The following is a 23,457-nucleotide window of genomic DNA, read 5'->3' on the forward strand; positions in this document are numbered from 1 at the left end:
AAGCCGCGGATCAGAAAATATCGAACGCCGCGTCGTCGGCCTGCGGGGTCTGGGTGTTGAAGTCGTACTCGGCCAGCTTCTCCATGTCCTCGACCTTGACCCACTCGGTAGCGCCGTTGAGCGTCGCCTGGACCATCCCGGTCGGCGGCTCGTTCTGCGCGATCGGGGTGTCCTTCAGCGCCACCCGCATGTAGTCGATCCAGATCGGCAGCGCGGCACGGCCGCCGTACTCGCGGTAGCCCAGCGAACGGAAATCGTCGCGGCCCACCCATACGGTGGTGGCGTACGGGCCGCCGAAGCCGGAGAACCACGCATCGCGATGGTCATTGGTGGAGCCGGTCTTGCCGCCCACGTCCTCGCGACCGAGCACCTTGGCGGCCGTGCCGGTGCCGCGCTGGACCACGTCGCGCATCATCGAGACCAGCTGGTAGGCGGTGCGCGCATCGATCGCTCGCGGCGCGGTGCGCGCATTCGGGTCTACCGGCGCGGCCGGCTCCGCCGCCTGCTGCGGCTTGGCCGGGCCGGCCGGCGCAGGTGCGGCAGCGGCACCGAAGTTGAAACCGTCCACTACCTGGCTCACCGGCGCCCCGCCACTGGTGCCCACGCATTCGCGGCAGGCCCGGGCCGGGTTTTCCTTGAACACCAGGTTGCCGTCGCGGTCGCTGACCTGGTCGATCAGCCAGGTGTCCACGCGCGAGCCGCCGTTGGCGAACACGGCATAGCCGCGCGCCACCGACAGCGGGGTCAGCGAAGCGGTACCCAGCGACATCGACAGGTTCGGCGGCAGCTCGGCTTCGGCAAAGCCGAATTCGCTGATGTACTTGCGCGCGTACTCCACGCCCATGCCGTCAAGCAGGCGCACCGACACCAGGTTGCGCGACTGCACCAGCGCTTCGCGCAGGCGCATCGGGCCACGGAAGCCGCCGCCGTCGTTCTGCGGCTGCCAGGTCTTGCCGCGGCGGTCGCGGAACACCACCGGCGCATCGAGCACGATCGAGGCCGGGTTGAAGCCCTTGTCGAAGGCGGCGGCGTAGATGAACGGCTTGAAGCTCGAACCCGGCTGGCGACGCGCCTGGGTGGCGCGGTTGAACTTGTTGCCGGAGAAGCTGAAACCGCCCACCAGGGCCTTCAGCGCACCGGTTTGAGCATCCAGCGATACCAGCGCGGACTGGCCGCGCGGGATCTGGTCCAGCAACCACTCGCCTTCCTTCTCGCCGGCGCGCACGCGGACGATGTCACCGCGCTGGACCAGCTTGGCCGGGCTCTTGCCGGTCCACTTGGCGGCCGAGGCGGGCAGCACCACCTCGGTGCGGTTGGCCAGCACCACCGTGGCGCTGCCATCGGCGCCGGTGCCGGCCACGATGGCCGGCAACAGCCCGGACTGGCCATTGATACCGCGCAGGTGCGCGGCCAGTGCGGCCGCATCATCGCCCGCGCCCAGCGCCACCTGCTGCTCCACCCCGTGCCAGCCGTGGCGGTGGTCGTAGGCCAGCAGGCCGTCGCGCACGGCCAGGTTGGCGGCGGTCTGCATCTCGGCATTGATGGTGGTGGTGACGTGGTAGCCCTTGTTGAGCACGTCGCCGCCGAAGCGGGCGATCATCTCCTGGCGGACCAGTTCGGCCACGTAGGGGGCCTCGACCTGCAGCGGGGGCTCATGCGCGCTGGCGTGCATCGGCACGGCCTTGGCTGCGTCGGCCTCGGCCTGGCTGATGAAGCCCAGGTTGGCCATGCGCTGCAGCACGTAATAGTCGCGGCGTTCGCGGGCGCGCTCGGGGTTGCTGATCGGGTTGCCGCTGGAGGGGAACTTGGGGATGCCGGCCAGCGAGGCCATCTCGTCCAGGCTCAGCTCGCCCAGCTTCTTGCCGTAGTAGAACTCGGCCGCCGCGGCCACGCCGTAGGCGCGGTTGCCGAAGAAGCTCTTGTTGAGATACAGCTCGAAGATCTCGTCCTTGCTCAGTTCCTGCTCGATCTTGCGCGCCAGCAGGATCTCGGCCAGCTTGCGGGTGTAGCTGTACTCGGAGCTGAGGAAGAACTGGCGGGCCACCTGCTGGGTGATGGTCGACCCACCCGGGACCCGCTTGTCGTTGGTGGTGGCCAGCAGCCAGACCGCGCGGCCGATGCCCTTGTAGTCCACGCCCCCGTGTTCATAGAAGCGGGCGTCCTCGGTGGCCAGGAAGGCCTGCTTCAGGCGCTCGGGGACCTCCTTCATGGTGATCGGGGTGCGCCGGGACTCGCCGAACACCGCCATGAGCTTGCCATCGGCCGCATAGACGTACATGGGCTCCTGCATCTCGATGTCGCGCAGGGTCTGGACGTCGGGAAGACGGGAGGAAATGGCGTAGTACAGGCCCCCGGCGACCGCGGCGCCGATCAGTGCCAGGACCAGGAAGGCGACCAGCAACCAGCGCAGCCAGCGGCGAAGGCGAGTCATCAGTGTCAGATTCCGATTGCGAATTTCGTGGCCGCAGAGTATAGATTACGCAAGGGAACGGCTGGGGTTGTTCCCGGGGAGAGCATTTCGGTCACCGTCAGGGGACGGGTGAAACGTGTCGTAAGTACACGTTTTGCACGTTGATGGTTGCGAATTGCAAAAAAAACGTTATTAATGCGCGGGCGCAAGTTTTGCGTCCAAGTGCCCGTCGGCAGGGGAGAAACCGTGGGGCTTATCCCAAAAAGCCAGTCGCCGCTTATTGGCGTCGACATCAGCTCGACTGCAGTAAAGCTCTTGCAGCTTTCCCGCAGTGGCAATCGTTTCCGCGTGGAACATTACGCTGTGGAACCACTACCGCCGAATGCGGTGGTGGAAAAGAACATCGTGGAAGTGGAGGCCGTGGGTGAGGCCATCCGCCGCGCGGTGAACCGTTCAGGCACCAAGGCCCGGAATGCCGCCGCCGCCGTGGCCGGCTCTGCGGTCATCACCAAGCTCATCCCGATGCCCGCTGATCTGGACGAGAACGACATGGAAGCCCAGGTCGAGCTCGAAGCGGTCAACTACATCCCGTACCCGATCGAGGAAGTGAACCTCGATTTCGAGGTGCTGGGGGCGATTCCCAACAACCCGGAAATGGTCCAGGTGCTGTTGGCGGCGTCGCGGTCGGAGAACGTGGAGCTGCGCCAATCGGCGCTGGAGCTCGGTGGCCTGACCGCCCGGGTGATGGACGTGGAGGCCTTCGCGGTCGAAAACGCCTTCGCGCTGGTGGCCAGTGAACTGCCGATCGCCAGCGATGGCGTGGTCGCGCTGGTCGACATCGGTGCCACCATGACCACCCTGAACGTGCTTCGTGGCGGGCGCAGCCTGTACAGCCGCGAACAGGTGTTCGGTGGCAAGCAGCTGACCGACGAGGTCATGCGCCGCTATGGCCTGACCTACGAGGAAGCGGGCCTGGCCAAGCGCCAGGGTGGGTTGCCGGAAAGCTACGAGATGGAAGTGCTCGAGCCGTTCAAGGAAGCCACGGTCCAGCAGATCAGCCGCCTGCTGCAGTTCTTCTATGCAGGAAGTGAGTTCAACCGGGTCGACCACATCGTGCTGGCCGGCGGTTGCGCGGCGCTGGCCGGTCTGCCGGAGATGGTGGAGGAACAGCTGGGCGTGGCCACCGTGGTGGCCAATCCGCTGGCGCAGATGACGCTGGGTCCGAAGGTGCAGGCGCATGCCCTGGCCCAGGACGCCCCGGCGCTGATGATTGCCACCGGTCTGGCGCTGAGGAGCTTCGACTGATGGCAAGAATCAATCTATTGCCCTGGCGCGCCGAGCGGCGCAAGCAACGCCAGCGCGAGTTCATGACCATGCTCGGCTTTGCGGCTATCGCAGGCGTGGTGCTGTCGGCGCTGATCTGGTTCTACTACGACCGCCAGCTCAGTGGCCAGGAGGACCGCAACGCGTTCCTCACGGCCGAGATCGCACGGGTCAAGGAGCAGAACAAGGAAATCGACCGCCTGGATCGCCAGAAGGACCGCCTGCTGGCGCGCAAGAAGGTGATCGAACAGCTGCAGGCCAAGCGCTCGCAGATGGTGCACCTGTTTGACGCGCTGGTCCGGACCATCCCTGACGGGCTGGTGCTGACCGCGCTGAAGCAGGAAGGCGACATCCTGACGCTGGAAGGGCGCACCCAGTCCAACGCCCGGGTCAGCGCCTACATGCGCAACCTGGAAAGCTCGGGCTGGATGACCAAGCCGGAACTGTCGGTGATCGAAGCCAGGAAGCCGGAAGAAGAGAAGGACAAGCCGATCGGCCCTGTCTCGGACATTTCCGCGCTGCCGTACGTGTTCGTGGTCAAGGTGACGCTGCCCGCGCAGAGCGAAGCGGTCGACGGCATCGCGCCGGATGGCACCGTGGAGGCACCGGGCACCGACCCGAATGCCGCGCCCGCCGCTGCCCCCGCCGTGGCCCCGCTTGCGCCGGCGCCGGCAGGAACTGGCGCACCGGCACCTGCGCCGGGCACTGCTCCGGCACCGGCCGCTGACCCGGCTGCGCCGGCGCCTTCGGGCAGCCGTATCGTTCCCGCCCCGGCAACGCAACCGGCGGCGTCCAGCACGCCGCAGAAGGGGGCCGCATGAGCCAGAAGAAAGTCAACCTGAAGGATCTGGACTTCAACAACATCGGCAGCTGGCCGCAGCAGGCGAAGATCGTCTTCTGCGCCCTGTTGACCGTGCTGATCGTCGTGCTTTCGTGGTTCCTGCTGATCAGTGGCAAGAGCGACGAACTGGCATCGCTGGAGCAGACCGAAGTCTCGCTGCGCGCCGATTTCGAGAAAGAGCAGGGCCGCGCGGTCAACCTGGAGCCGCTCAAGCAGCAGCTGGCCCAGATGGAGCAGGTGCTGCAGCAGATGCTGCGCCAGCTGCCCAGCAAGACCGAAATGCCGGACCTGATCATCGACATCTCGCAGACCGCGCTGTCCAGCGGGCTGGTCAACGAGCTGTTCCAGCCCGGTGAGGAAGTGCCCAAGGAGTTCTACGCCGAAAAGCCGATCGCCCTGCGCATGGTGGGCAGCTACCACCAGTTCGGTGCGTTCGTCAGCGGCGTGGCTTCGCTGCCGCGCGTGGTCATCCTGACCATGCACGACATCAACCTCAAGCCCAAGGACCCCAAGACCGGCATCACCGCGCGCAGCGGCGCGCTGGAACTGTCGGGCACGGTCAAGACCTACCGTTACCTGGACGACGTGGAAATGGAAGCGCAGGAGAAAGCGGCCGCACAGGCAGCAGGCCCGAACGGAGGCAAGCCATGAACCTGGCCAGCACCGCACGGGTATGTGGCCTGCTGATGCTGGTCCTGTTGGCGGGCTGCGCACGCAGCATCTCCAGCACGCCCGGTGACGCGCCCAACCTGGAAAAGTGGGTCGCCGACGTGCGCGCCCGCCCGGCACCGCCGCTCGAACCGCTGCCTGTCATGCAGCAGTTCGAGACCTTCGAGTACTCCGCGCAGGGGATGCGTGATCCGTTCACCGACGCCTGGGCCAACCCCCAGGCCGGCGGCTCGGGCCTGCGCCCGGATCCGAACCGCCGCAAGGAGCCGCTGGAAGCCTTCCCGCTGGACTCCCTGGACATGGTCGGGTCGATCGGCAAGGGCAGCGCACTGGTCGCGCTGGTGATGGCGCCGGACAAGGTCACCTATCGGGTGCGTCCGGCCGTCTACATGGGGCAGAGCGACGGCCGCGTGACCGGGGTCTTCGAAGACCGGATCGAACTGATTGAACTGGTGCCGGATGGCGCGGGCGGCTGGCTGGAACGGCCTGCATCGCTTGCGCTTGAAGATCAATGAATGATTATGGGGATAGCACGATGACCTTTTCCAACGCCATGCTGCAGCGTCCCGACCGGCGCCCGAAGCTGATCCACCTGTGCGCGCTGGGAGTCGCGCTCATGGTGGCCAATGGCACCCTGATGGCGGCCACGCCGGCCGCTGCAGCCACGACCCAGGGGGTCGGCCCCGCGCCGGCCGCCGCACCGGCCTCGCTGGCGGTGTCAAAGATCGATTTCAAGCGCGGTGAAGACGGCAGCGGCCGGCTGATCCTGCAGTTCGATGGAAAGGGCGCCAATCCGGACCTGCGCAGCCAGGGCAACAGCGTCGTGATCGACGTGGGCAACGCGACCCTGCCGGCGAACCTGCAGAAGTCGATCAACGTGGTCGACTTCGCCACGCCGGTGCAGCGCATCGATCCCAAGCCGTATGGCGGTGGCACCCAGCTGGTGCTGGACACCAACACGGCCTTCGAGTCGCTGGCCTACCAGACCGGCAACGAGTACGTGGTCGAGATCAGCGCCCGCAAGAGCGCCCCGGCCACCGGTGCGATCAACGCCACCACGGTGACCCAGGCGGCCACCGCGGTCGCGCAGCGTGGCTACAGCGGCAAGCCGGTGACCTTCAACTTCCAGGACGTGCCGGTGCGCACCGTGCTGCAGTTGATCGCCGAGGAGTCGAACCTGAACATCGTTGCTTCCGACACCGTCGAAGGCAACGTCACCCTGCGCCTGGTCAACGTGCCGTGGGACCAGGCACTGGACATCGTGCTGCGGGCCAAGGGCCTGGACAAGCGTCGTGACGGTGGCGTGGTGTGGGTGGCCCCGCAGCCGGAGCTGGCCAAGTTCGAGCAGGAGAAGGAAGACGCCCGCATTGCGATCGAGAACCGCCAGGACCTGATCACCGATTACGTCCAGATCAACTACCACAACGCCGCGCAGATCTTCAAAGCGCTGACCGAGGCCAAGGGTATCGGCGGCAGTGGTGGTGGTGGCAGCGGTGGCGGTTCCGGCGGCAGCTCGCAGGAAGACAGCGGGTTCCTGTCCTCGCGTGGCCGCCTGGTGGCCGACGAGCGCACCAACACGCTGATGATCAGCGACATCCCGAAGAAGGTCGCGCGCATGCGCGAGCTGATCAACGTGATCGACCGCCCGGTCGACCAGGTGCTGATCGAGAGCCGCATCGTGATCGCCACCGACACCTTCGCGCGTGAACTGGGTGCCAAGTTCGGCATCACCGGCAGCCGCGACAACGTGTACTTCAGTGGCAACACCAACACCAACCACGAAAACGTCACCAGCGACGGCGAGAACGCGACCGAGTACCAGGAAGCGCTCAACGAGTGGGCTGCCGGTGGCGGTACCGGTCCGATCCCGGTGCGTCCGCCCCGTACCATCAACACCGGTGGCCTGAACTGGAACCTGCCGGTGGCCGCGGCCAGCAACCCGGGTTCGCTGGCACTGTCGATCCTCAACGCCGGCTACCTGCTGGACGTGGAGCTGTCGGCGATGCAGCAGGAATCGCGCGGTGAAGTGATCTCCAACCCGCGCGTGGTCACCACCAACCAGCGCGAAGCGGTGATCAAGCAGGGTAAGGAAATCGGCTACGTCACCATCACCGGCGGCACTGCCGGCCAGGCGGCCACGCCCAACGTGCAGTTCAAGGAAGTGCTGCTCGAACTGAAGGTCACCCCGACCATCACCAACGACAACCGCGTGTTCCTGAACATGGCGGTCAAGAAGGATGAAGTCGAAAGCTACATCGTGCTGGAAGGCTACGGCCAGGTTCCCTCGATCAACCGCCGCGAAGTCAACACCGCCGTACTGGTGGATGATGGCCAGACCGTGGTGATCGGCGGCGTGTACGAGTTCACCGACCGCAACAGCGTCAACAAGGTGCCGTTCCTGGGCGACGTGCCCTTCCTGGGCAACCTGTTCAAGAAGCGCAGCCGCAACAAGGACAAGGCCGAACTGCTGGTCTTCGTCACCCCGAAGGTGCTGCGCGTGGCCAAGACCAACTGAGCCGCAGATCCAGCACACGGTTGGTAAGCAAGGATCCGGTGCCCGCGAGGGCGCCGGATCTTTTTTTGGCTGTTCGTCCATCGGGAGTGGTTCAGGGCAGGGCAAGGCCGCCGCGCTATCCTGCCCCATGGCCCAGGCACACTGCTCCGGTTGCACCGCGCAATGCTGCCGGCTTACTGCCGTGCTGGCGCCGTCGGAGTGCGTCCCCTCGAACCTGACCACCGAGATTGCCGATGGCGTGCTGGCCATGGCCAAAAGCGCGGACGGCTGGTGCGTGGCGCTCGACCGGGAATCCATGTCCTGCGGCATCTATGCCGAACGGCCGATGGTCTGCAGGCGCTTTGAAATGGCCGGCCCCTATTGCAGCGCCATCTTCGACGGTGCAGGACGGGCTTAGCCGCGTTCAGGCAATCTTGATCCCGCTGCGCGGCCAGCCCTGCCATCATGTGTGCGGAACCTTACGCCTGTCGCGTGGGTCAGATGGACGCCATGAACCTGCCACCCCCCATGCCCGCAATCGACCCCACGCCCTTCGTTGACACCCCCGAACACGACCGCCTGCATGCCGGCTTCCGCGCGCTGCGCGACTCGCTCGCGGCCGAGATCGTCGGCCAGGACGCGCTGGTCGAGCGCCTGCTGACCGCACTGCTGGCCGATGGCCACCTGCTGGTGGAAGGCGCCCCGGGGCTGGCCAAGACCACCGCCATCCGCGCACTGGCAGCGCGCCTGGAGGCCGACTTCTCGCGGGTGCAGTTCACCCCGGACCTGCTGCCCGCCGACCTGACCGGCACCGAGATCTGGCGCCCGCAGGAGGGACGCTTCGAATTCGTGCCCGGTCCGATCTTCCACCCCATCCTGCTGGCCGACGAGATCAACCGGGCCCCGGCCAAGGTGCAGTCGGCGCTGCTGGAGGCCATGGGCGAGCGCCAGGTCACCGTGGGCCGGCATACCTATGCGCTGCCCGCGCTGTTCCTGGTGATGGCCACCCAGAATCCGATCGAGCAGGAGGGCACCTTCCCGTTGCCCGAAGCCCAGCTGGACCGGTTCCTGATGCACGTGCGGATCGGCTATCCCGACTCCAACGCCGAAGCCGAGATCCTGCGCCTGGCCCGCGAGCGCGCGCGTGATGCGCTCGGTACGCCTCCGGCGGCGCCGGCGCGCATGCCGCTGGACGACGTGTTCGCCGCCCGCCGCGCGGTGCTCTTGCTGCACATGGCGCCGGCGCTGGAGCGTTACCTGATTGAACTGGTCCTGGCCACGCGCGATCCGGGCCGCTATGACCCGGCGCTGGCAAAGCGCATCGCCTGGGGTGCAAGTCCGCGCGGCTCGATCGCGCTGGAGCGATGCGCGCGTGCGCGCGCCTGGCTGGCCGGACGCGACTTCGTGACCCCCGAGGACGTGCGCAGCGTCGCCCCCGACGTGCTGCGCCACCGCGTGCTGCCCAGCTATGAAGCCACCGCCGAAGGTTGGGATGGCGAGCGGCTGGTGGCCGAGCTGCTGGCCCGCATCCCGGTGCCTTGAGATCCGCATGACTGCCCCGGATGACACTGCTGCCGATGCGCTGGCGGGCAACGGCGTGCAGCCGAGCCTGGCCGAACTGGTCGCCTTGCGGCGCAGCGCGCACCGGCTGGCACCGGCGCGACGCGGGCGGCTGGCGCATGCCGGGCAGGCGCCCTCGCCAATGCGCGGGCGCGGCATGGAGTACGCAGAGTCGCGCGAGTACGTCGCCGGCGATGATGCGCGACACATCGACTGGCGGGTGACGGCGCGCACCGGGCGCGCGCATACCAAGCTGTTCCGGGCCGAACGCGAACGCCAGACACTGCTGGTGGCCGACACCGACCCGGTGCTGTATTTCGGCACCCGGGTGCGCTTCAAGTCGGTGCAGGCCGCGCGGGTCGGTGCCGTCGCGGCGTGGCTGGCACAACGCCAGGGCGACCGCCTGTCCGCACTGCGCGGCAGCCGCAGCGAAGCACCGATCCCACCGGCCGGCGGTACGCGGGGCGTGCTCCGCGTACTCGACGCACTGACCCGCTGGTACGCCGCGCCGCCGCCCGACGACGCCGGCCTCGACCACGCACTGCAGCAGGCCGCGCGCGTGCTGCGCCCTGGCGCGCGCGTGGTGGTGCTGGCCGATCCGGCGCGCGCGGCCGCCATCGACATTCCGCGCTGGACCGCGCTGGCCATGCACCATGAAGTGCAGCTGATGCTGCTGGCCGATCCGCTGGAGCTGGCGCCGCCGGATGGCGTGCTGCCGTTCCTGTCGCAGGGCCGGCAGGTGGTGCTGGACCTGCACGATCGTGCCGTGCGCGAACACTGGCACGCCCGCTTCGTCGAACCGCTGGAAACGCTGCAGCGCAGCCTCGGCGCCCGCCGCATCCAGGTGCACGTGGTCAGTACCGACGATGCCAGCGATTGCTGGCTCGGTCCGCAGCCGTCGGCGGTGGTCGCATGAGCGCGGCCACCTCGCTGCCGCTGCGCGATGTGCACCTGCCGCCCATCCCGTCCTGGTGGCCGCTGCCCTTGGGCTGGTGGCTGGTGCTGGCGGCGCTGGCGCTGGTCGTGCTGTTGGCCTGGGCGTGGCGCGCGCATCGACGGCGCCAGCAGCGGCGCTGGCTGCGGGTGTTCGACACGGCGGTCAATGCTGAGCAGGACGGCAGTGCCCAGGTAGCCGCGATGGCCGAACTGCTGCGCCGCGCCGCGCGCCGCCGCCAACCGGGCGCGGAACTGCTGCAGGGCCAGGCCTGGCTGGAATTCCTCGATGCCCCCGGCAGCCGCGCCTTCTCCGACGGCGATGGACGCCTGCTGCTGGACGGGGGCTACCGTCGCAGCCTCGACGCTGCCGACGTGCAGCGCGTGCGCGATCTCGCGCGCGCACGCTTCCTTGAACTGATCAGCAGGCGCGGCCGATGAACCCGGCCCTGTCTTCCGTGCTGCCGTGGCTGGATGTGTTGGCCTGGCCGTGGGCGTTGTTGGCATTGCCGCTGCCGTGGCTGATGCGCTGGTGGCCGCGCCGCAACGCAGCGGCTCCCGCGCTGCGCGTGCCGTATGCCGCCGGTGCGCTGGCCGAACTCGGCCAGGCCAGTGGCGTGGCCGGCTGGCGGATCGGGCGGCTGCTGCTGTGGCTGGCCTGGGCCTGCCTGTGCGTGGCCATGGCCCGGCCACAGCAACTCGGCGAACCGGTCACTCCGCCGCAGCAGGGCCGGCAGATGATGCTCGCCGTGGACGTCTCCGGCAGCATGAGCGAGCCGGACATGATGCTGGGCAACCAGGTCGTGCAGCGTCTGTCCGCCGCAAAAGCGGTGCTGGCCGATTTCCTCGACCGCCGTGCCGGCGACCGCGTCGGGCTGCTGATCTTCGGCGAGCGTGCCTACACGCTGACCCCGATCACCGCCGACCTCACCACCGTGCGCAACCAGCTGACGGACAGCGAAGTCGGCCTGGCCGGCCGCGACACCGCCATCGGCGATGCCATCGCACTGGCGGTCAAGCGCCTGCGCGAACAGCCCGAAGGCCAACGCGTGCTGATCCTGCTGACCGACGGCGTCAGCAACGCCGGCGTGCTGCAGCCGCTGCGCGCAGCCGAACTGGCCAAGGCCGAAGGCGTGCGCGTGTATCCGGTGGCATTCGGCGGCGACGGTGGCATGAGCCTGTTCGGCGTGCAGATCGCCGCCGGCGACGACCCGGTGGACGAGGCCACGCTGCGCCGCATCGCCGAACTGACCGGCGGCCGTGCGTTCCGCGCGCGCAACACCGACGAACTGGCGGGCATCTATGCCGAGCTGGACCGGCTGGAGCCGATCACCGCCGCAGGCGCGGCGGTGCGTCCCTATATCGAACGTTATGCGTGGCCGCTGGCGCTGGCCATGCTGCTGGGTGGGCTGGGCTGGCTGCTGCCGAGGCGCTGGGCATGAATACCCTCTTGAGCCACGTGCATCTGGCGCGCCCGGCACTGCTCTGGGCGCTGGCCGCACTGCCGCTGATCGCGCTGCTCTGGACCTGGCGCCGCCGGCGCAGCAGCGTCTGGCGGCAGAACGTGGATGCGCACCTGCTGCCGCACCTGCTGGTGGCCGGCGGGCGCCGCGCCTGGAGCGGGCTGGCGCTGCTGTTGCTGGGCTGGACACTGGCCGTGGTGGCCCTGGCCGGACCGGGTTGGCGACAACTGCCGCAGCCGCTGTGGCAGGCACCGGCGCCGCTGGTGGTGGCGCTGGACCTTTCATCGCGCACCACCGCCACCGACCTGCCGCCGTCGCGCCTGCTGCAGGCGCGGGCCAAGCTGGCCACGCTGCTGCGCGAGCGCAGCGGCGGGGAAGTGGCGTTGCTGGCCTACGCCGACGATGCCTTCACCGTTGCCCCGTTGACCGGCGACGCCGCCAACGTGGCGCTGTACCTGGATGCGCTGGCCCCGGACGTGATGCCACGCGACGGCCAACGCGCCGACCGTGCGATTGAAGCGGCGGTGCTGTTGCTGCAGCAGTCCGGCGCCAAGGGCGGCGATATCCTGCTGCTGACCGACCGTGCCGATGACGCCGCACGTGCTGCCGCCGCTGCCGCCAAGGCGCAGAACATCCACGTCTCGGTACTCGGACTCGGCACTGCGGCCGGTGCGGCCTACCGCAGCGGCGATGGCCAGATCGCGCGCGCGCAGCTGGAGCCGGACACGCTGCGCGCGGTGGCCGATGCCGGCGGTGGTCGCTACGCGCCGGTGGCTGACGACGAAGGTGATCTGAAGGCGCTGGGCGTGCTGACCCCGCGCGCCAGCGCAGGCGAGCAGCAACGCCGCGAAGGCGAAGGCCTGGCCTGGCGCGACGAAGGCTTCTGGCTGCTGCCGCCGTTGATGCTGCTTTCGCTGTGGGCCTTCCGTCGCCGTGGCGTGGCGGCCGTGGCCCTGGTCTGCGTGATGCTGCCACTGGCCATGCCCGCGCCCGCGCAGGCCGCCGAACGCAACTGGTGGCAGCGCGCCGACCAGCGCGACCAGCAGCGCGTGGCCGAGGGGGTGGAAGCCTACCGGCGAGGCGATTTCCAGGCAGCACAGCAGCAGTTCGAGGGTGTGAACGACGCCGAGGCCCGCTACAACCTCGGCAACGCGCTGGCCCGGCAGGGCCAGTACGACGCGGCGATTGCCGCCTACGACCAGGCGCTGGCCCTGCGCCCGGGCATGCCCGATGCGGTGGCCAACCGTGCCGCCGTGGACGCCGCCCGCAAGCGCAAGCCGCCACCGGGTGCCGGGCAGCAACCGCAGCAGCAACAGCAGAAGCAGAATCAGTCGCAGCAGTCCCAGCAGCAACAACAGCAACAGAAACAGGACCCCTCCCCGAAAGGCGAGCAGGGCCAGCCCAAGCCGGGGCAGGGCACGCCGCCGCAGGACCCGCAGGCGGGCAAGCCCGATCCGGGCGAGCAGGCGCGGGCCGATGCGGCCCAGCGCGAGCGCATGCGCCAAGCATTGGAAAAACAACAGGCCGACGCCGGCAATACCCCGGCGCAGCGCCGCGAGGCGAATGAGACGCCGCAGCAGCGCGAGCAGCGCCAGGCGGTCGAAGCGTGGATGCGGCGGGTGCCCGATGAACCGGGCAACCTGCTGCGGCAGAAATTCCAACTGGAAAGCGAACGCAGGAAACGGGACGGACAATGAGCGCAGCATCCCCCACGCAACGTTGGTGGCGCGCCTGCGCCTGGCTGCTGCTGGGCGTGAGCAGCCTGGCCCAGGCCCAGCCCCGCGCGTGGCTGGATCGCGATGCGATCAGCGACACCGACACGGTCACGCTCAATATCGAGACCGATGCCGGCGCACCGGATTACGCGCCGTTGCAGGCCGATTTCGAGCTCAGCGGCCAGACCAGCAGCCGCCAGGTGCAGTGGAGCCAGGGCGCGATGCAGTCGCGCTCGTTGTACGGCGTAGCGCTCAGCCCCCGGCGCAGTGGCGTGCTGACCATTCCCGCGCTCCAGGTGGGCGCGGCGCGGACCGCGCCATTGCAGTTGACCGTGGCTGCCAGTGCCGCCGCCACGCCCGCCGTGCCCGGCAACGCCACTGCCTTTGTCGAAATGGAGGTCGATGACGCCAGCCCCTACGTGCAGCAGAGCGTGGGCGTGGTGGTGCGCCTGTACTACGCTTCGCAACTGCTGTCGGGCGAACTGGGCGTGGATGCGCCCGAAGGCGCCTCGATGCAGCGCGTCGGCGAGGATCGCAGCCTGGTCCGCGAGATCAACGGGCGGCGCTACAACCTGGTCGAGCGCCGGTACCTGCTCATTCCCGAGCGCAGCGGGCCGCTGGTGCTGCCGGGCGCGCGCTTCAACGGCCGCAGCGCGGGCGGCTTCTTCGATGACCTGTTCGGTGGCGATGGCCGGCTGCGCGCCAACGCGCCCGACCGCACCCTGCAGGTGCAGGCACAACCCGACGCCGCACCGCAGCCGTGGTTGCCACTGCACGACCTGCGCCTGCGCTACACCGCCGCGCCTACCCGCGCCCGCGCCGGCGAGGCGGTCACGGTGGTAGTGGAAGCGGTGGCCGACGGCGCCACCCGTGCGCAGTTCCCCGAGCTGCCGCCGCTGGATGCCGGTCCGGGCGCGCAGGTGTTCGCCGAGCCGCCGCAGTACGACGAAACCTTCAACGGCAGCACCCCGCGCCTGACCCTGACCCGCCGCTATTCGGTGGTGCCCCGCCAGCCGGGCACCCTGGTGATTCCCGGCCCGCGCATGGCCTGGTGGGATGTGCGTGGCCGCCAGGCGCGCACCGCCTCGCTGCCCGACCTCAGCCTGGCCGTGGCCGCCGGCGCCCCGGGTACGGTGCCGCCGCCGACCGCGCTGGATACCACCTCGCCCTTGCCCGGGACCACCGCCACGCCGTCCGACGCCGTCACCGTGGCGGCCGCGGCCAGCCGTCCCTGGGGCTGGATCGCGGCAGCGGCCGGCTTTGCGGCGCTGTGGCTGCTGACCCTGGCGTGGGCGTGGCGGCGCCGACGCGTGGCAGCGCCCGGCGCATCCCACGCTGCGGTGGGGCCGGCTGCCTCCGCACAGGTCCCGTCGCGCGGTGAGCTGCGCCGCGCCTTGGACCACGAAGGGCTGGACGCGATCGTCGCGCTGCTGGGCAGGATGGGCGGCGTACACGGCCTCGATGCCGTGCTGGCGCGGCTGGCCGACCCGGCCCAACGGCAGGCCCTGAGCGACATGCAGGCCGCGCGCTGGAGCCGCGACGGCGGCGATGCGACCCAGGCGCGACAGGCGCTGCGCCGCGCCTTCCATGACGGACCGCACTGGCAGCCGCCGCAGACCGCAGAAAATACTGGGCTGGCGCCGCTCTATCCTTCGGGACGCTGAGCGGCCCCCGGGCCGGGTTGGCCGGCTTTGCTAAGCTCTTTCTCTAATTTTCAAGGAACACCGCTCCATGACTGAGGCCGCAACGACCCGGCAGAAGCTGCCATTGCATTGGAAAATGGGCATTGGCTTCGGGCTTGGCCTGCTGCTGGGGCTGATCGTGCACGCTGTCGGGCCGGGCATTCCCTGGCTGCCCGATGCCGCCCGCGCGGTGATGACCTACCTGACCACGCCGCTGTCGGGCCTGTTCCTCAACCTGATCTTCATGCTGATCGTGCCGCTGATCTTCTCGGCGCTGGTGATGGGCGTGTCGGAGATGGGCGACATCCGCTCGCTCGGCCGGATCGGCTGGAAGACCCTGGCCTACACCGTGCTGCTGTCGGGCATCGCGGTTGGCCTGGGCCTGGTGCTGGTGAACGTGCTCAAGCCGGGCGTAGGCGTGGACCCGGCCATGGCCCAGCAGCTGCTGCACGAGAACGTCGAGCGCAGCCGCGAGATCGTGGCCAACATCGGCGAGCAGCCCAAGGGCATGGACATGCTGCTGTCGATCGTGCCCAGCAACGTGCTGGCCGCCGCCTCCAGCAACGGCGCGATCCTGTCGCTGATGTTCTTCGCGCTGATGTTCGGCATCGGCATGGTGCTGTCGCCGGATGAGAAGACCGCGCCACTGCGCAAGGTCATCGAAGGCGTGTTCGAAGTCTCGATGACCCTGATCAACCTGGTCATCCGCCTGGCGCCGTACGCGGTGGCCTGCTTCATGTTCAACCTGGCCGCGATCTTCGGCTTCGACCTGCTGATCCGCCTGGGCGCCTACGTGGGCGTGGTGGTGCTGGCGCTGGCACTGCACATGGTGGTGACGTACGGTGCGGCGGTGTGGCTGTCGGGGCGTTCGCCGCTGGCGTTCTTCCGCGATACCCAGGAGGCCACGGTGATGGCGTTCTCCACCGCCTCCAGCAACGCGACCCTGCCGACCGCGCTGCGCGTGGCCGACCAGATGGGGCTGCCGCAGAAGGTATCGCGCTTCGTGCTCACCGTGGGCGCCACTGCCAACCAGAACGGCACCGCGCTGTTCGAGGGCGTGACGGTGATCTTCCTGGCGCAGTTCTTCGGCGTGGACCTGAGCATCACCCAGCAGCTGATGGTGATGGTGGTCTGCATCCTGGGTGGCATCGGCACCGCCGGCGTGCCGTCCGGCTCGCTGCCGGTGGTGGCGATGATCTGCGCCATGGTCGGCGTGGACCCGATGGGCATCGGCCTGATCCTGGGCGTGAACCACTTCCTGGACATGTGCCGCACCGCGCTCAACGTCACCGGCGACCTGGCCCTGACCACCCTGGTAGCCAAGGGCGAAAGTGATGAAAGTCACATTCCCGGGCCTGTCGCGCCGCGCGATTGAATGCGAGGTTGATGCCATGGATACTGGCCCGGCGCATGGAAGGCGCCGGGTCGGCGTCGTGCGGGGAAAGGAGAATCACATTCATGAAGAAGTATCTGGTGGTGGCCGTGCTCGGCCTGCTGGCGTTCGATGCCAGCGCGAAGTCGGAATGCCCGAACTACAAGCAGGAAGGCAGTTACTTCGCGGGCCGCAAGTTCACCAACTGGGACGTTGTTCCGGTGTCGGCGGACGTGGCGTACAAGCGCATCAAGGTGGAAGGCGTGAGCTCGGGCTTGACCCTGAAGTCGGAAGACAAGGAAGCAGGCCTGCTGATGTTCGAGCAGAACGCCAGCGGCTCCAACGGCCAGGTCACCCTGCCGTGGAACGTGGTGATCACCCCGCAGGGAGCGACGTCCTCCAAGGTCATGGTCACCAAGCTGACCCCGGGTGGCTACGCTACCGGTGAGAAGTTCCAGCGTGAATCGACCTGTGCGGTGATCAATTCGGCCACCGGCGAGGCCTGATCCACGACGTCCAGGCTGAAACGCCCCGCCCAGCGGGGCGTTTTCGTTGGTGTACCGCAGCCGTCTTCACACACCCGGGCAGCCTGACCCGCCCGGTGGACTGTGGGACAATGGGTGGCCCGCAGCCAGCGGGAGCCTCCCGACCCCGACAGAACCATGACGCAGCCCACCCGCCGCCAGTTGGCCAACGCCATCCGCTTCCTTGCCGCTGATGCGGTCGAAACCGCCAAGTCCGGGCATCCCGGCATGCCGATGGGCATGGCAGATATCGCCGAAGTCCTCTGGAACGACTATCTCCGTCACAACCCGAACAATCCGAAGTGGTTCAACCGCGACCGCTTCGTGCTGTCCAACGGCCACGGCTCGATGCTGCAGTACGCGCTGTTGCACCTGAGCGGCTACGACCTGCCGATCGAACAGCTCAAGCAGTTCCGCCAGCTCGGCAGCAAGACCGCCGGCCATCCGGAACACCATGAAACCCCCGGGGTGGAAACCACCACCGGTCCGCTCGGCCAGGGCCTGGCCAACGCGGTTGGTTTCGCGCTGGCCGAAAAGCTGCTGGCCCAGCGCTACAACCGCCCCGAGCACGAGATCGTCGACCACCGCACCTGGGTGTTCCTGGGCGACGGCTGCCTGATGGAAGGCATTTCCCACGAAGCGGCCTCGCTGGCCGGCACCTGGGGCCTGGGCAAGCTGGTCTGCTTCTGGGACGACAACCACATCTCCATCGACGGCAACACCGCCGGCTGGTTCACCGACAACACCCCCGAGCGTTTCGAAGCCTATGGCTGGAACGTGGTGCGCGGCGTCGATGGCCACGACCCGGAAAGCATCAAGGCCGCCATCGACAGTGCGCTGGCGCAGTCCGACAAGCCGACCCTGATCTGCTGCCGCACCACCATTGGTTTCGGTTCGCCGGGCAAGGCCGGCAAGGAATCCAGCCACGGCGCACCGCTGGGCAAGGACGAGCTGGAAGCCACCCGCAAGCAGCTGGGCTGGAACTACGGCCCGTTCGAGATCCCCGAAGAGATCTACGCCGGCTGGCGTGCCGGTGGTACCGGCACCGTGCGCCAGGCCGAGTGGGACCAGCAGTTCGACAAGTACGCCGCGCAGTTCCCGGCCGAAGCCGAAGAGCTGACCCGCCGTTCGAATGGCGAGCTGCCGGCCGATTTCGTCGCCAAGGCCGATGCCTACATCGCCCAGGTCCAGGCCGAAGGCCAGACCATTGCCTCGCGCAAGGCCTCGCAGCTGGCCATTGAAGCCTTCGCGCCGTTGCTGCCGGAGCTGGTGGGTGGTTCGGCCGATCTGGCGCACTCCAACCTGACCCTGTGGAAGGCCAGCAAGTCGGTCGCCACTGACGACCCGAATGCCAACTACGTGTACTACGGCGTGCGCGAGTTCGGCATGACCGCCATTGCAAATGGCCTGGCCCTGCATGGCGGCTTCATTCCGTTCGACGCCACCTTCCTGGTGTTCAGCGACTACGCCCGCAACGGCGTGCGCATGAGCGCGCTGATCCCGGCCCATGCCATCCACGTGTACACCCACGACTCGATCGGTCTCGGCGAAGACGGCCCGACCCACCAGCCGGTGGAGCACCTGGCCTCGCTGCGCTACATCCCGAACAACGATGTGTGGCGCCCGTGCGATGCGGTCGAATCGGCGGTCAGCTGGAAGGCGGCAATCACCCGCCAGGACGGCCCGAGCTGCCTGGTGTTCAGCCGCCAGAACCTGCCGCACCAGCCGCGCAGCACCGACCAGGTGGCACAGATCGCCCGGGGCGGTTACGTGCTGGCCGATGCCGAAGGCGGCGTGCCCGACGTGATCCTGATCGGTACCGGTTCGGAAGTGGGCCTGGCCGTGGCCGCCAAGGCCGAGCTCGACGCCGCCGGGATCAAGACCCGCGTGGTCTCGATGCCGTCCACCGATGTGTTCGAGCGCCAGGATGCGGCCTACCGTGAATCGGTGCTGCCCAACGCGGTGCGCAACCGCGTGGCGGTCGAAGCCGGCGTCACCGGTTTCTGGCGCGAGTACGTGGGCCTGGACGGTGCGGTGATCGGTATCGACACCTTCGGCGCATCGGCCCCGGCCGAAGCGCTGTACAAGCACTTCGGTATCACCACCGATGCGGTGGTGGCTGCTGCGAAGGCGCAGCTGGCCAGGTAAGGGCGAGCAACCGACGTAGTCCAGACGGCGCTTCCCGAAACGGAAGCGCCGTTTTCATTTGTCCGCGCTGCGTTACGCGGTGCGCGCCAAGCCCAACCGCACCAGACGCGCTTCAACTTTCTCGCCGAACGTCTTCGGCGCATCCAATCCCATCCGCTGCAGGTACACCACGTCGCCATCGCCGGCCGGCTGGGTAAACGCAGCCAGCACCGTGCGCAGCTTCGCGCCCGGGGTCTGGGTGTTCTGCTTCAACCAGCCCAATGCCTTTACCAGGTGCTGCTCCACTTCGGTGAAATCGCTGCCCAGCGGGTAATCGGGCAGGGCGCCGGACTGCCGGAACGGCGCCAGCGATGCACTCACCGCGGCGGCCGTATTGCGTCGTGCCCAATGCTCCGGCGCGACAAAACCATCCGCCAGCTTCTTCGAGGCCTTCGCCTTCTGCAGCAGGTTGGCCTGGAACGCCGCATCGGTGATCGCCGCCATGCCGGTCACACAGTCCTCGTCGGTGAGGTTGCGCAGGTCGGCGATGCCATATTCGTTGATGTAGATATCGCGCAGGTGGCGCGGAATCGTGGTGTGCCCGTAGTTCCAGCGCACGTTCGACTGCAGCGTGCCCTTGTCCTCGCGGGTCGCGCGGAACATCAGCGCGCTGCGTGCCTCGGGCAGCGCGTGCGCCATCGCCACGAAGTTGTACTGGCCGCCCACGCCGGAGACCACGCGCCCGTCTTCCAGCGCATCGGACACCGCCGCGCCCAGCGCGGTGGCCATCATGCAGGAATTGAAGAAACGCGCATGCCGGCGCTGCAGCCGTTCCAGCGCTTCGTTGCCGCCATACAGCTGGTTGATCTCGCTGATCCGGCGCATGCCGATCGCGCGGGATTCCGCTTCCGGCAAGTCGCGCAGCCACTGGTAGAACTCCGGCGAGCCCAGGTAGAACGCGCCATGCAGGTATTCGCCTTCCGCTTCCAGCGTGGCGTGGTCGATGGTCAGCGTGCTGCCGCTTTCAATCCGCTCCATCAGCGCCAGGTCATCGTGCACCTTGCGTCGAATCACCCCGGTCTGCACCAGGCGGCGGAAGCCTTCGTTGAGCATCTCACTGCAGCCGTACAGACCCACCTCGAACGGCTCCAGCCCGCCGCATTCGAGCACCGTCGGGTGGCTGGCCAACGTCGGGTCCAGCGCGTGCAGGATCTGCCGGTAGCGGGCGTTGTCGGTGTGGCGCAGCACCAGCGCGTGGCTGATCGCATCGGCCAGCGTGCCGATGCCGATCTGCAGCGTGCCACCATCGCGGACCAGTGCGCTGGCATACAGCCCAATGGCGTAGTCCGCATCGCTGACCGGCTGGCGCGGCAGACCGAACAGCGCCGGATACGGCGCCGGCGGCGTGATCACCAGGTCGAAGAAGGACACATCCACCGTGGCCGAGCCGCCCAGGTAGGGCAACTGCGGATCGATCTCGGCAATCAGCAGCGGGCGCGGCAGGCCGCGCGCCAGCATGGCGTCGATCGTGTCCTGGGTGATGTCGTTGTTGCAGGACAGCGACAGGCGCCGGTCGTCGGGCCGCATCGCCACTTTCTGCACGATCGCGTGCGGCGCGCGCTGCGCCACCGCATCGGCGGCATGGGTGTAGTTGAGGCTGGTGTAGCCGCGCTGGGCCTGCGATGAACCGAGCAGCGCGCCGGACTGCATGTAGAACTCCTCCACCTGCACGTGGTCGGGCAGGCGGTCGCGCACCATCGCATCGGCATAGGCCAGGCGCGGGAAATCCTCGCCGAAATGGCGCGCCGCGAACGGTGCCATGAAGCGCGCCTCCAGCCCGCCGCCGGGCTTGGGCGGGTTCAACGACAGCGCGGTGTAGATCTGCAGCGGGCGCGACGGGTCGTTCTCGATCCGCGCATACAGCGCGTTGAGCAGCCGGTGCGGCTTGCCCAGTGCCAGCGGTGCGCCGATGCGCAGCGGCCCGTCAACACGCTGCAACAGCCAGTCGGTGGCAGCGTCCAGGTCGGTGAGATGCTCGGTCATTCGGCGTTCCTGCAAAGTCTTGAAAAGCATTACAGCACTTCCGGCTTGAACGGACCGCGACGCAGGGGCTTGACAGGGCCAAGGATTACGCGCGTAATCGATCCGTCGATTACGGATGTAAATGATGAGCCAGATCAGCGAAGCCGAAGCCGTTGTCATGGAAGTGCTCTGGAACCGGCACCCGCAGGGCGCCGACGAGGTGGTGGCGGCGCTGGCCGACCACGACTGGGCAGAACCCACCATCAAGACCCTGCTCAACCGCCTGCTTACCAAGGGCGCGATCAGCGCCAGCCGTGAGGGCCGCCGCTATCTGTACTCGCCGGTGCTGCAGCGGCAGGCCTGGGTGGCCGAACAGAGCAGCGGCCTGCTGGACAAGCTGTTCGCCGGCCGGGTCGCGCCGTTGGTGGCCCATTTCAGCGAACGCGGCGAGTTGAGCGCGCAGGACATCGCCGAACTGAAGAAGCTGATCCAGGAGCTGGACCATGACTGAGCTGCTGCAGGGAGTGCTGCTGGCAAGCATGTGGGTGTCGATCGCCGTGGTGCTGCTGGCCGCGCTGCGCCCGCTGCTGCGCCGGCTGGGCGGCGCACCGCTGGTGTACCGGAGCTGGTGGCTGCTGCCGCTGGTGCTGCTGGCACCGCTGTTGCCACTGCCCGGCGTGCCACTCGTCGAGGCCACGCCGGTGCACGCGCTGGGGGCTGCGCTGCGTGCGCCGGAGCTGCCCGCCGACGCGGTGCTGTGGCCGGCTATGCTGGTCGCGCTGTGGGCGGCCGGCGCACTGCTGGCCGGCATCCGCCAGTGGCGTGGCCAGCGCCGTTTCGAGCGTGGCATGGGCGCGCTTCACCCGCGAAGCGATGGCAGCTGGCAGGCCAGCGCCGATCCCGGCCTGCCGGCCCTGGTGGGCCTGTGGTCACCGCGCGTGGTGGTCGGCCCGGATTTCGACCTGCGCTTCAGCGCGGCCGAACGCGCGCTGATCCTGCAGCATGAATTCCAGCACCGCCGGCATGGCGATCACTGGGCCAATGCCGCGCTGGCACTGCTGCGCTGCCTGTTCTGGTTCCATCCGTTGTTGCCGTGGGCCTCGCGCCGCTTCCTGCGCGACCAGGAACTGGCCTGCGACGCACGCACGGTCGACCCGCATCCGGCCTCGCGCCGGCTCTACGCCAACGCGCTGCTGAAGGCGCAGTTGGTCCACCCGGTTGCGCCCATGGCCTGCCACTGGCGTAGCCAACCGATGTTGAAGGAGCGAATTGCCATGATGAAGGAACACAAGCGCAGCGCGTTGCCGTGGGTGACCGGCCAGGTACTGGTGGTGGGGCTGTGCATGGGGCTGGGCGCGGTCGCCTGGGCCAGCCAGGCCGGCAGCGGCGGCAGCCCGGCGATCAGTGCCGAACCGTTCCAGTTCGCGCAGGAAGATGCGGCCAAGGCAGGGCTGGAGCGCCCGGTGACGATCGACAGGATGCCGCCGCCGAGCTATCCCGCCAGCGCGTTCGAAAACAACCAGAGCGGCGAAGTGGTGCTGCGGGTGGAGGTGGACGCACAGGGCAGGGTCAGCGATGTGCGCGTGCTCAGTGCCACCAACCCGGGCGTGTTCGACGCCGCGTCGATCGCTGCAGCCCGGCAGTGGACCTACCATCCGGCGATGAAGGACGGCAAAGCGGTGGCGGCCGCGGTCCGCATTCCAGTGAACTTCGCCATGACTGAAACGGTGACCGGCCAGTGAGGTGGCAACTGCCTGCGGCGGTTGCGCTCGTGGTGGCGGTCGCTGGCTGTGCCGGCCACGACCGCCTCACCACGGTGGATTCACGGGCCGAAACGGTCGGCCACCAGCGGCTGCGGGCTGACGCGACGGGAGGGGAAGGGCAGGTGGAGGCTTACACGCTCAAACCCAGCGAGGGCTACCGGATGCCGCAACTGTTTGCGGCGCCGGACCCTGTGCTGGGGGAGCGCGATCCACGCCGGGAGTTGCCGCCCACCACGGTCTGCCTGCAGGTGGTGGTGAGCGCCGACGGCACGGTGGAACGCAGCGTGCCGGTGAGTGATCGCAGTGAGTGCATTGCCGGCGGCGCGCCTGAAAACCGGGTGCTGGTGGAAGCAGCACAGGAAGCGGTCGCGATGTGGCGCTACTCGCCTGCGGCGGTCTGCCACTTCGCGGCAGGCCACGCGCCGGCCGACCGCAGCGACTGTCGCGATGCCGAGCGGGTGGAGCCGGTGGCGGTGAGCCTGTTCTACGCTTTCACGTTCGAGATCGTGCACGGCCAGCACACGGTGAAGACGCGGTAAAACCACGCGCTGCGCGGTTT

Annotated in this window: 20 protein-coding genes; 18 read left to right on the forward strand and 2 right to left on the reverse strand. The window is 68.3% G+C overall.

Translation table 11 applies throughout. The features are described 5' to 3' along the window. Window positions 1–10: 10 nt before the first annotated feature. Entirely contained in the window at window positions 11–2,431 is a 2,421-nt protein-coding gene (locus KVS69_RS10595; protein ID WP_095363596.1) for a penicillin-binding protein 1A, read from the reverse strand. 225 nt (window positions 2,432–2,656) lie between these two features. On the opposite strand from KVS69_RS10595, the gene KVS69_RS10600 reads away from it, so the two are divergent. From KVS69_RS10600 to tkt, 15 genes are all read left to right on the forward strand, one after another. Continuing rightward, window positions 2,657–3,715, forward strand: a complete 1,059-nt coding sequence (locus KVS69_RS10600) for a pilus assembly protein PilM (protein ID WP_345776804.1) — start codon at window positions 2,657–2,659, stop codon at window positions 3,713–3,715. Beyond that, the gene (locus tag KVS69_RS10605; RefSeq protein ID WP_068853872.1) at window positions 3,715–4,554 is read left to right on the forward strand and encodes a PilN domain-containing protein; all 840 of its coding nucleotides are present in this window, start codon (window positions 3,715–3,717) and stop codon (window positions 4,552–4,554) included. Before KVS69_RS10600 ends, KVS69_RS10605 begins: the two co-directional genes overlap by 1 nt. Beyond that, a complete protein-coding gene (locus KVS69_RS10610; protein ID WP_068853871.1) occupies window positions 4,551–5,225 on the forward strand; it encodes a type 4a pilus biogenesis protein PilO in 675 nt (224 codons plus the stop codon). The genes KVS69_RS10605 and KVS69_RS10610 overlap by 4 nt, the downstream gene beginning before the upstream one ends. A 35-nt stretch (window positions 5,226–5,260) precedes the next feature. After that, complete coding sequence (locus tag KVS69_RS10615) at window positions 5,261–5,758, forward strand: pilus assembly protein PilP (RefSeq protein ID WP_237334367.1); 498 nt, start codon at window positions 5,261–5,263, stop codon at window positions 5,756–5,758. A gap of 20 nt (window positions 5,759–5,778) precedes the next feature. Further along, window positions 5,779–7,758: a type IV pilus secretin PilQ family protein gene (locus KVS69_RS10620; RefSeq protein WP_217538017.1), complete on the forward strand. Its 1,980-nt coding sequence runs from the start codon at window positions 5,779–5,781 to the stop codon at window positions 7,756–7,758. A gap of 127 nt (window positions 7,759–7,885) precedes the next feature. Further along, a complete protein-coding gene (locus KVS69_RS10625) occupies window positions 7,886–8,155 on the forward strand; it encodes a YkgJ family cysteine cluster protein (RefSeq protein WP_068853868.1) in 270 nt (89 codons plus the stop codon). Window positions 8,156–8,265: 110 nt separating this feature from the next. Continuing rightward, complete coding sequence (locus tag KVS69_RS10630) at window positions 8,266–9,279, forward strand: MoxR family ATPase (protein WP_217538033.1); 1,014 nt, start codon at window positions 8,266–8,268, stop codon at window positions 9,277–9,279. Between the two features lie 7 nt (window positions 9,280–9,286). Continuing rightward, window positions 9,287–10,213 (forward strand): DUF58 domain-containing protein, encoded by a 927-nt coding sequence (locus KVS69_RS10635; protein ID WP_217538018.1) that lies wholly within the window; start codon window positions 9,287–9,289, stop codon window positions 10,211–10,213. Next, a complete protein-coding gene (locus KVS69_RS10640; RefSeq protein WP_217538019.1) occupies window positions 10,210–10,671 on the forward strand; it encodes a DUF4381 domain-containing protein in 462 nt (153 codons plus the stop codon). Before KVS69_RS10635 ends, KVS69_RS10640 begins: the two co-directional genes overlap by 4 nt. Then, on the forward strand, window positions 10,668–11,672 hold the full coding sequence (locus KVS69_RS10645) for a VWA domain-containing protein (protein ID WP_095363600.1): 1,005 nt from the start codon (window positions 10,668–10,670) through the stop codon (window positions 11,670–11,672). Before KVS69_RS10640 ends, KVS69_RS10645 begins: the two co-directional genes overlap by 4 nt. After that, a complete protein-coding gene (locus KVS69_RS10650) occupies window positions 11,669–13,390 on the forward strand; it encodes a tetratricopeptide repeat protein (RefSeq protein WP_217538020.1) in 1,722 nt (573 codons plus the stop codon). The genes KVS69_RS10645 and KVS69_RS10650 overlap by 4 nt, the downstream gene beginning before the upstream one ends. Next, window positions 13,387–15,072 carry a BatD family protein gene (locus tag KVS69_RS10655; RefSeq protein WP_217538021.1) on the forward strand — a complete coding sequence of 562 codons (1,686 nt, stop codon included), beginning with the start codon at window positions 13,387–13,389 and terminating at the stop codon, window positions 15,070–15,072. The genes KVS69_RS10650 and KVS69_RS10655 overlap by 4 nt, the downstream gene beginning before the upstream one ends. 67 nt (window positions 15,073–15,139) lie before the next feature. Then, window positions 15,140–16,465, forward strand: coding sequence for a dicarboxylate/amino acid:cation symporter (locus KVS69_RS10660; RefSeq protein WP_095363603.1), 1,326 nt, complete (start codon window positions 15,140–15,142; stop codon window positions 16,463–16,465). 83 nt (window positions 16,466–16,548) lie between these two features. Continuing rightward, window positions 16,549–16,968 carry a hypothetical protein gene (locus KVS69_RS10665; RefSeq protein ID WP_254622131.1) on the forward strand — a complete coding sequence of 140 codons (420 nt, stop codon included), beginning with the start codon at window positions 16,549–16,551 and terminating at the stop codon, window positions 16,966–16,968. Window positions 16,969–17,124: 156 nt separating this feature from the next. Beyond that, window positions 17,125–19,134 carry a transketolase gene (gene tkt, locus KVS69_RS10670; protein ID WP_217538022.1) on the forward strand — a complete coding sequence of 670 codons (2,010 nt, stop codon included), beginning with the start codon at window positions 17,125–17,127 and terminating at the stop codon, window positions 19,132–19,134. Window positions 19,135–19,206: 72 nt separating this feature from the next. On the opposite strand, the gene KVS69_RS10675 is transcribed toward tkt, so the two are convergent. After that, on the reverse strand, window positions 19,207–21,156 hold the full coding sequence (locus KVS69_RS10675; RefSeq protein WP_217538023.1) for an acetyl-CoA hydrolase/transferase C-terminal domain-containing protein: 1,950 nt from the start codon (window positions 21,154–21,156) through the stop codon (window positions 19,207–19,209). Window positions 21,157–21,280: 124 nt separating this feature from the next. Between KVS69_RS10675 and KVS69_RS10680 the strand changes: the two genes are divergently transcribed. Genes KVS69_RS10680 through KVS69_RS10690 form a run of 3 tightly spaced genes read left to right on the forward strand, consistent with a single transcriptional unit; the run spans window position 21,281 to window position 23,437 of the window. After that, window positions 21,281–21,646: a BlaI/MecI/CopY family transcriptional regulator gene (locus KVS69_RS10680; protein WP_217538024.1), complete on the forward strand. Its 366-nt coding sequence runs from the start codon at window positions 21,281–21,283 to the stop codon at window positions 21,644–21,646. Continuing rightward, a complete protein-coding gene (locus tag KVS69_RS10685) occupies window positions 21,639–22,877 on the forward strand; it encodes a TonB family protein (protein ID WP_217538025.1) in 1,239 nt (412 codons plus the stop codon). The genes KVS69_RS10680 and KVS69_RS10685 overlap by 8 nt, the downstream gene beginning before the upstream one ends. Window positions 22,878–22,885: 8 nt before the next feature. Continuing rightward, window positions 22,886–23,437 (forward strand): energy transducer TonB, encoded by a 552-nt coding sequence (locus KVS69_RS10690; RefSeq protein WP_217538034.1) that lies wholly within the window; start codon window positions 22,886–22,888, stop codon window positions 23,435–23,437. The last annotated feature ends 20 nt before the right edge of the window (window positions 23,438–23,457 follow it).

This window comes from Stenotrophomonas sp. GbtcB23, assembly GCF_019091045.1.
Classification (GTDB): domain Bacteria; phylum Pseudomonadota; class Gammaproteobacteria; order Xanthomonadales; family Xanthomonadaceae; genus Stenotrophomonas; species Stenotrophomonas rhizophila_A.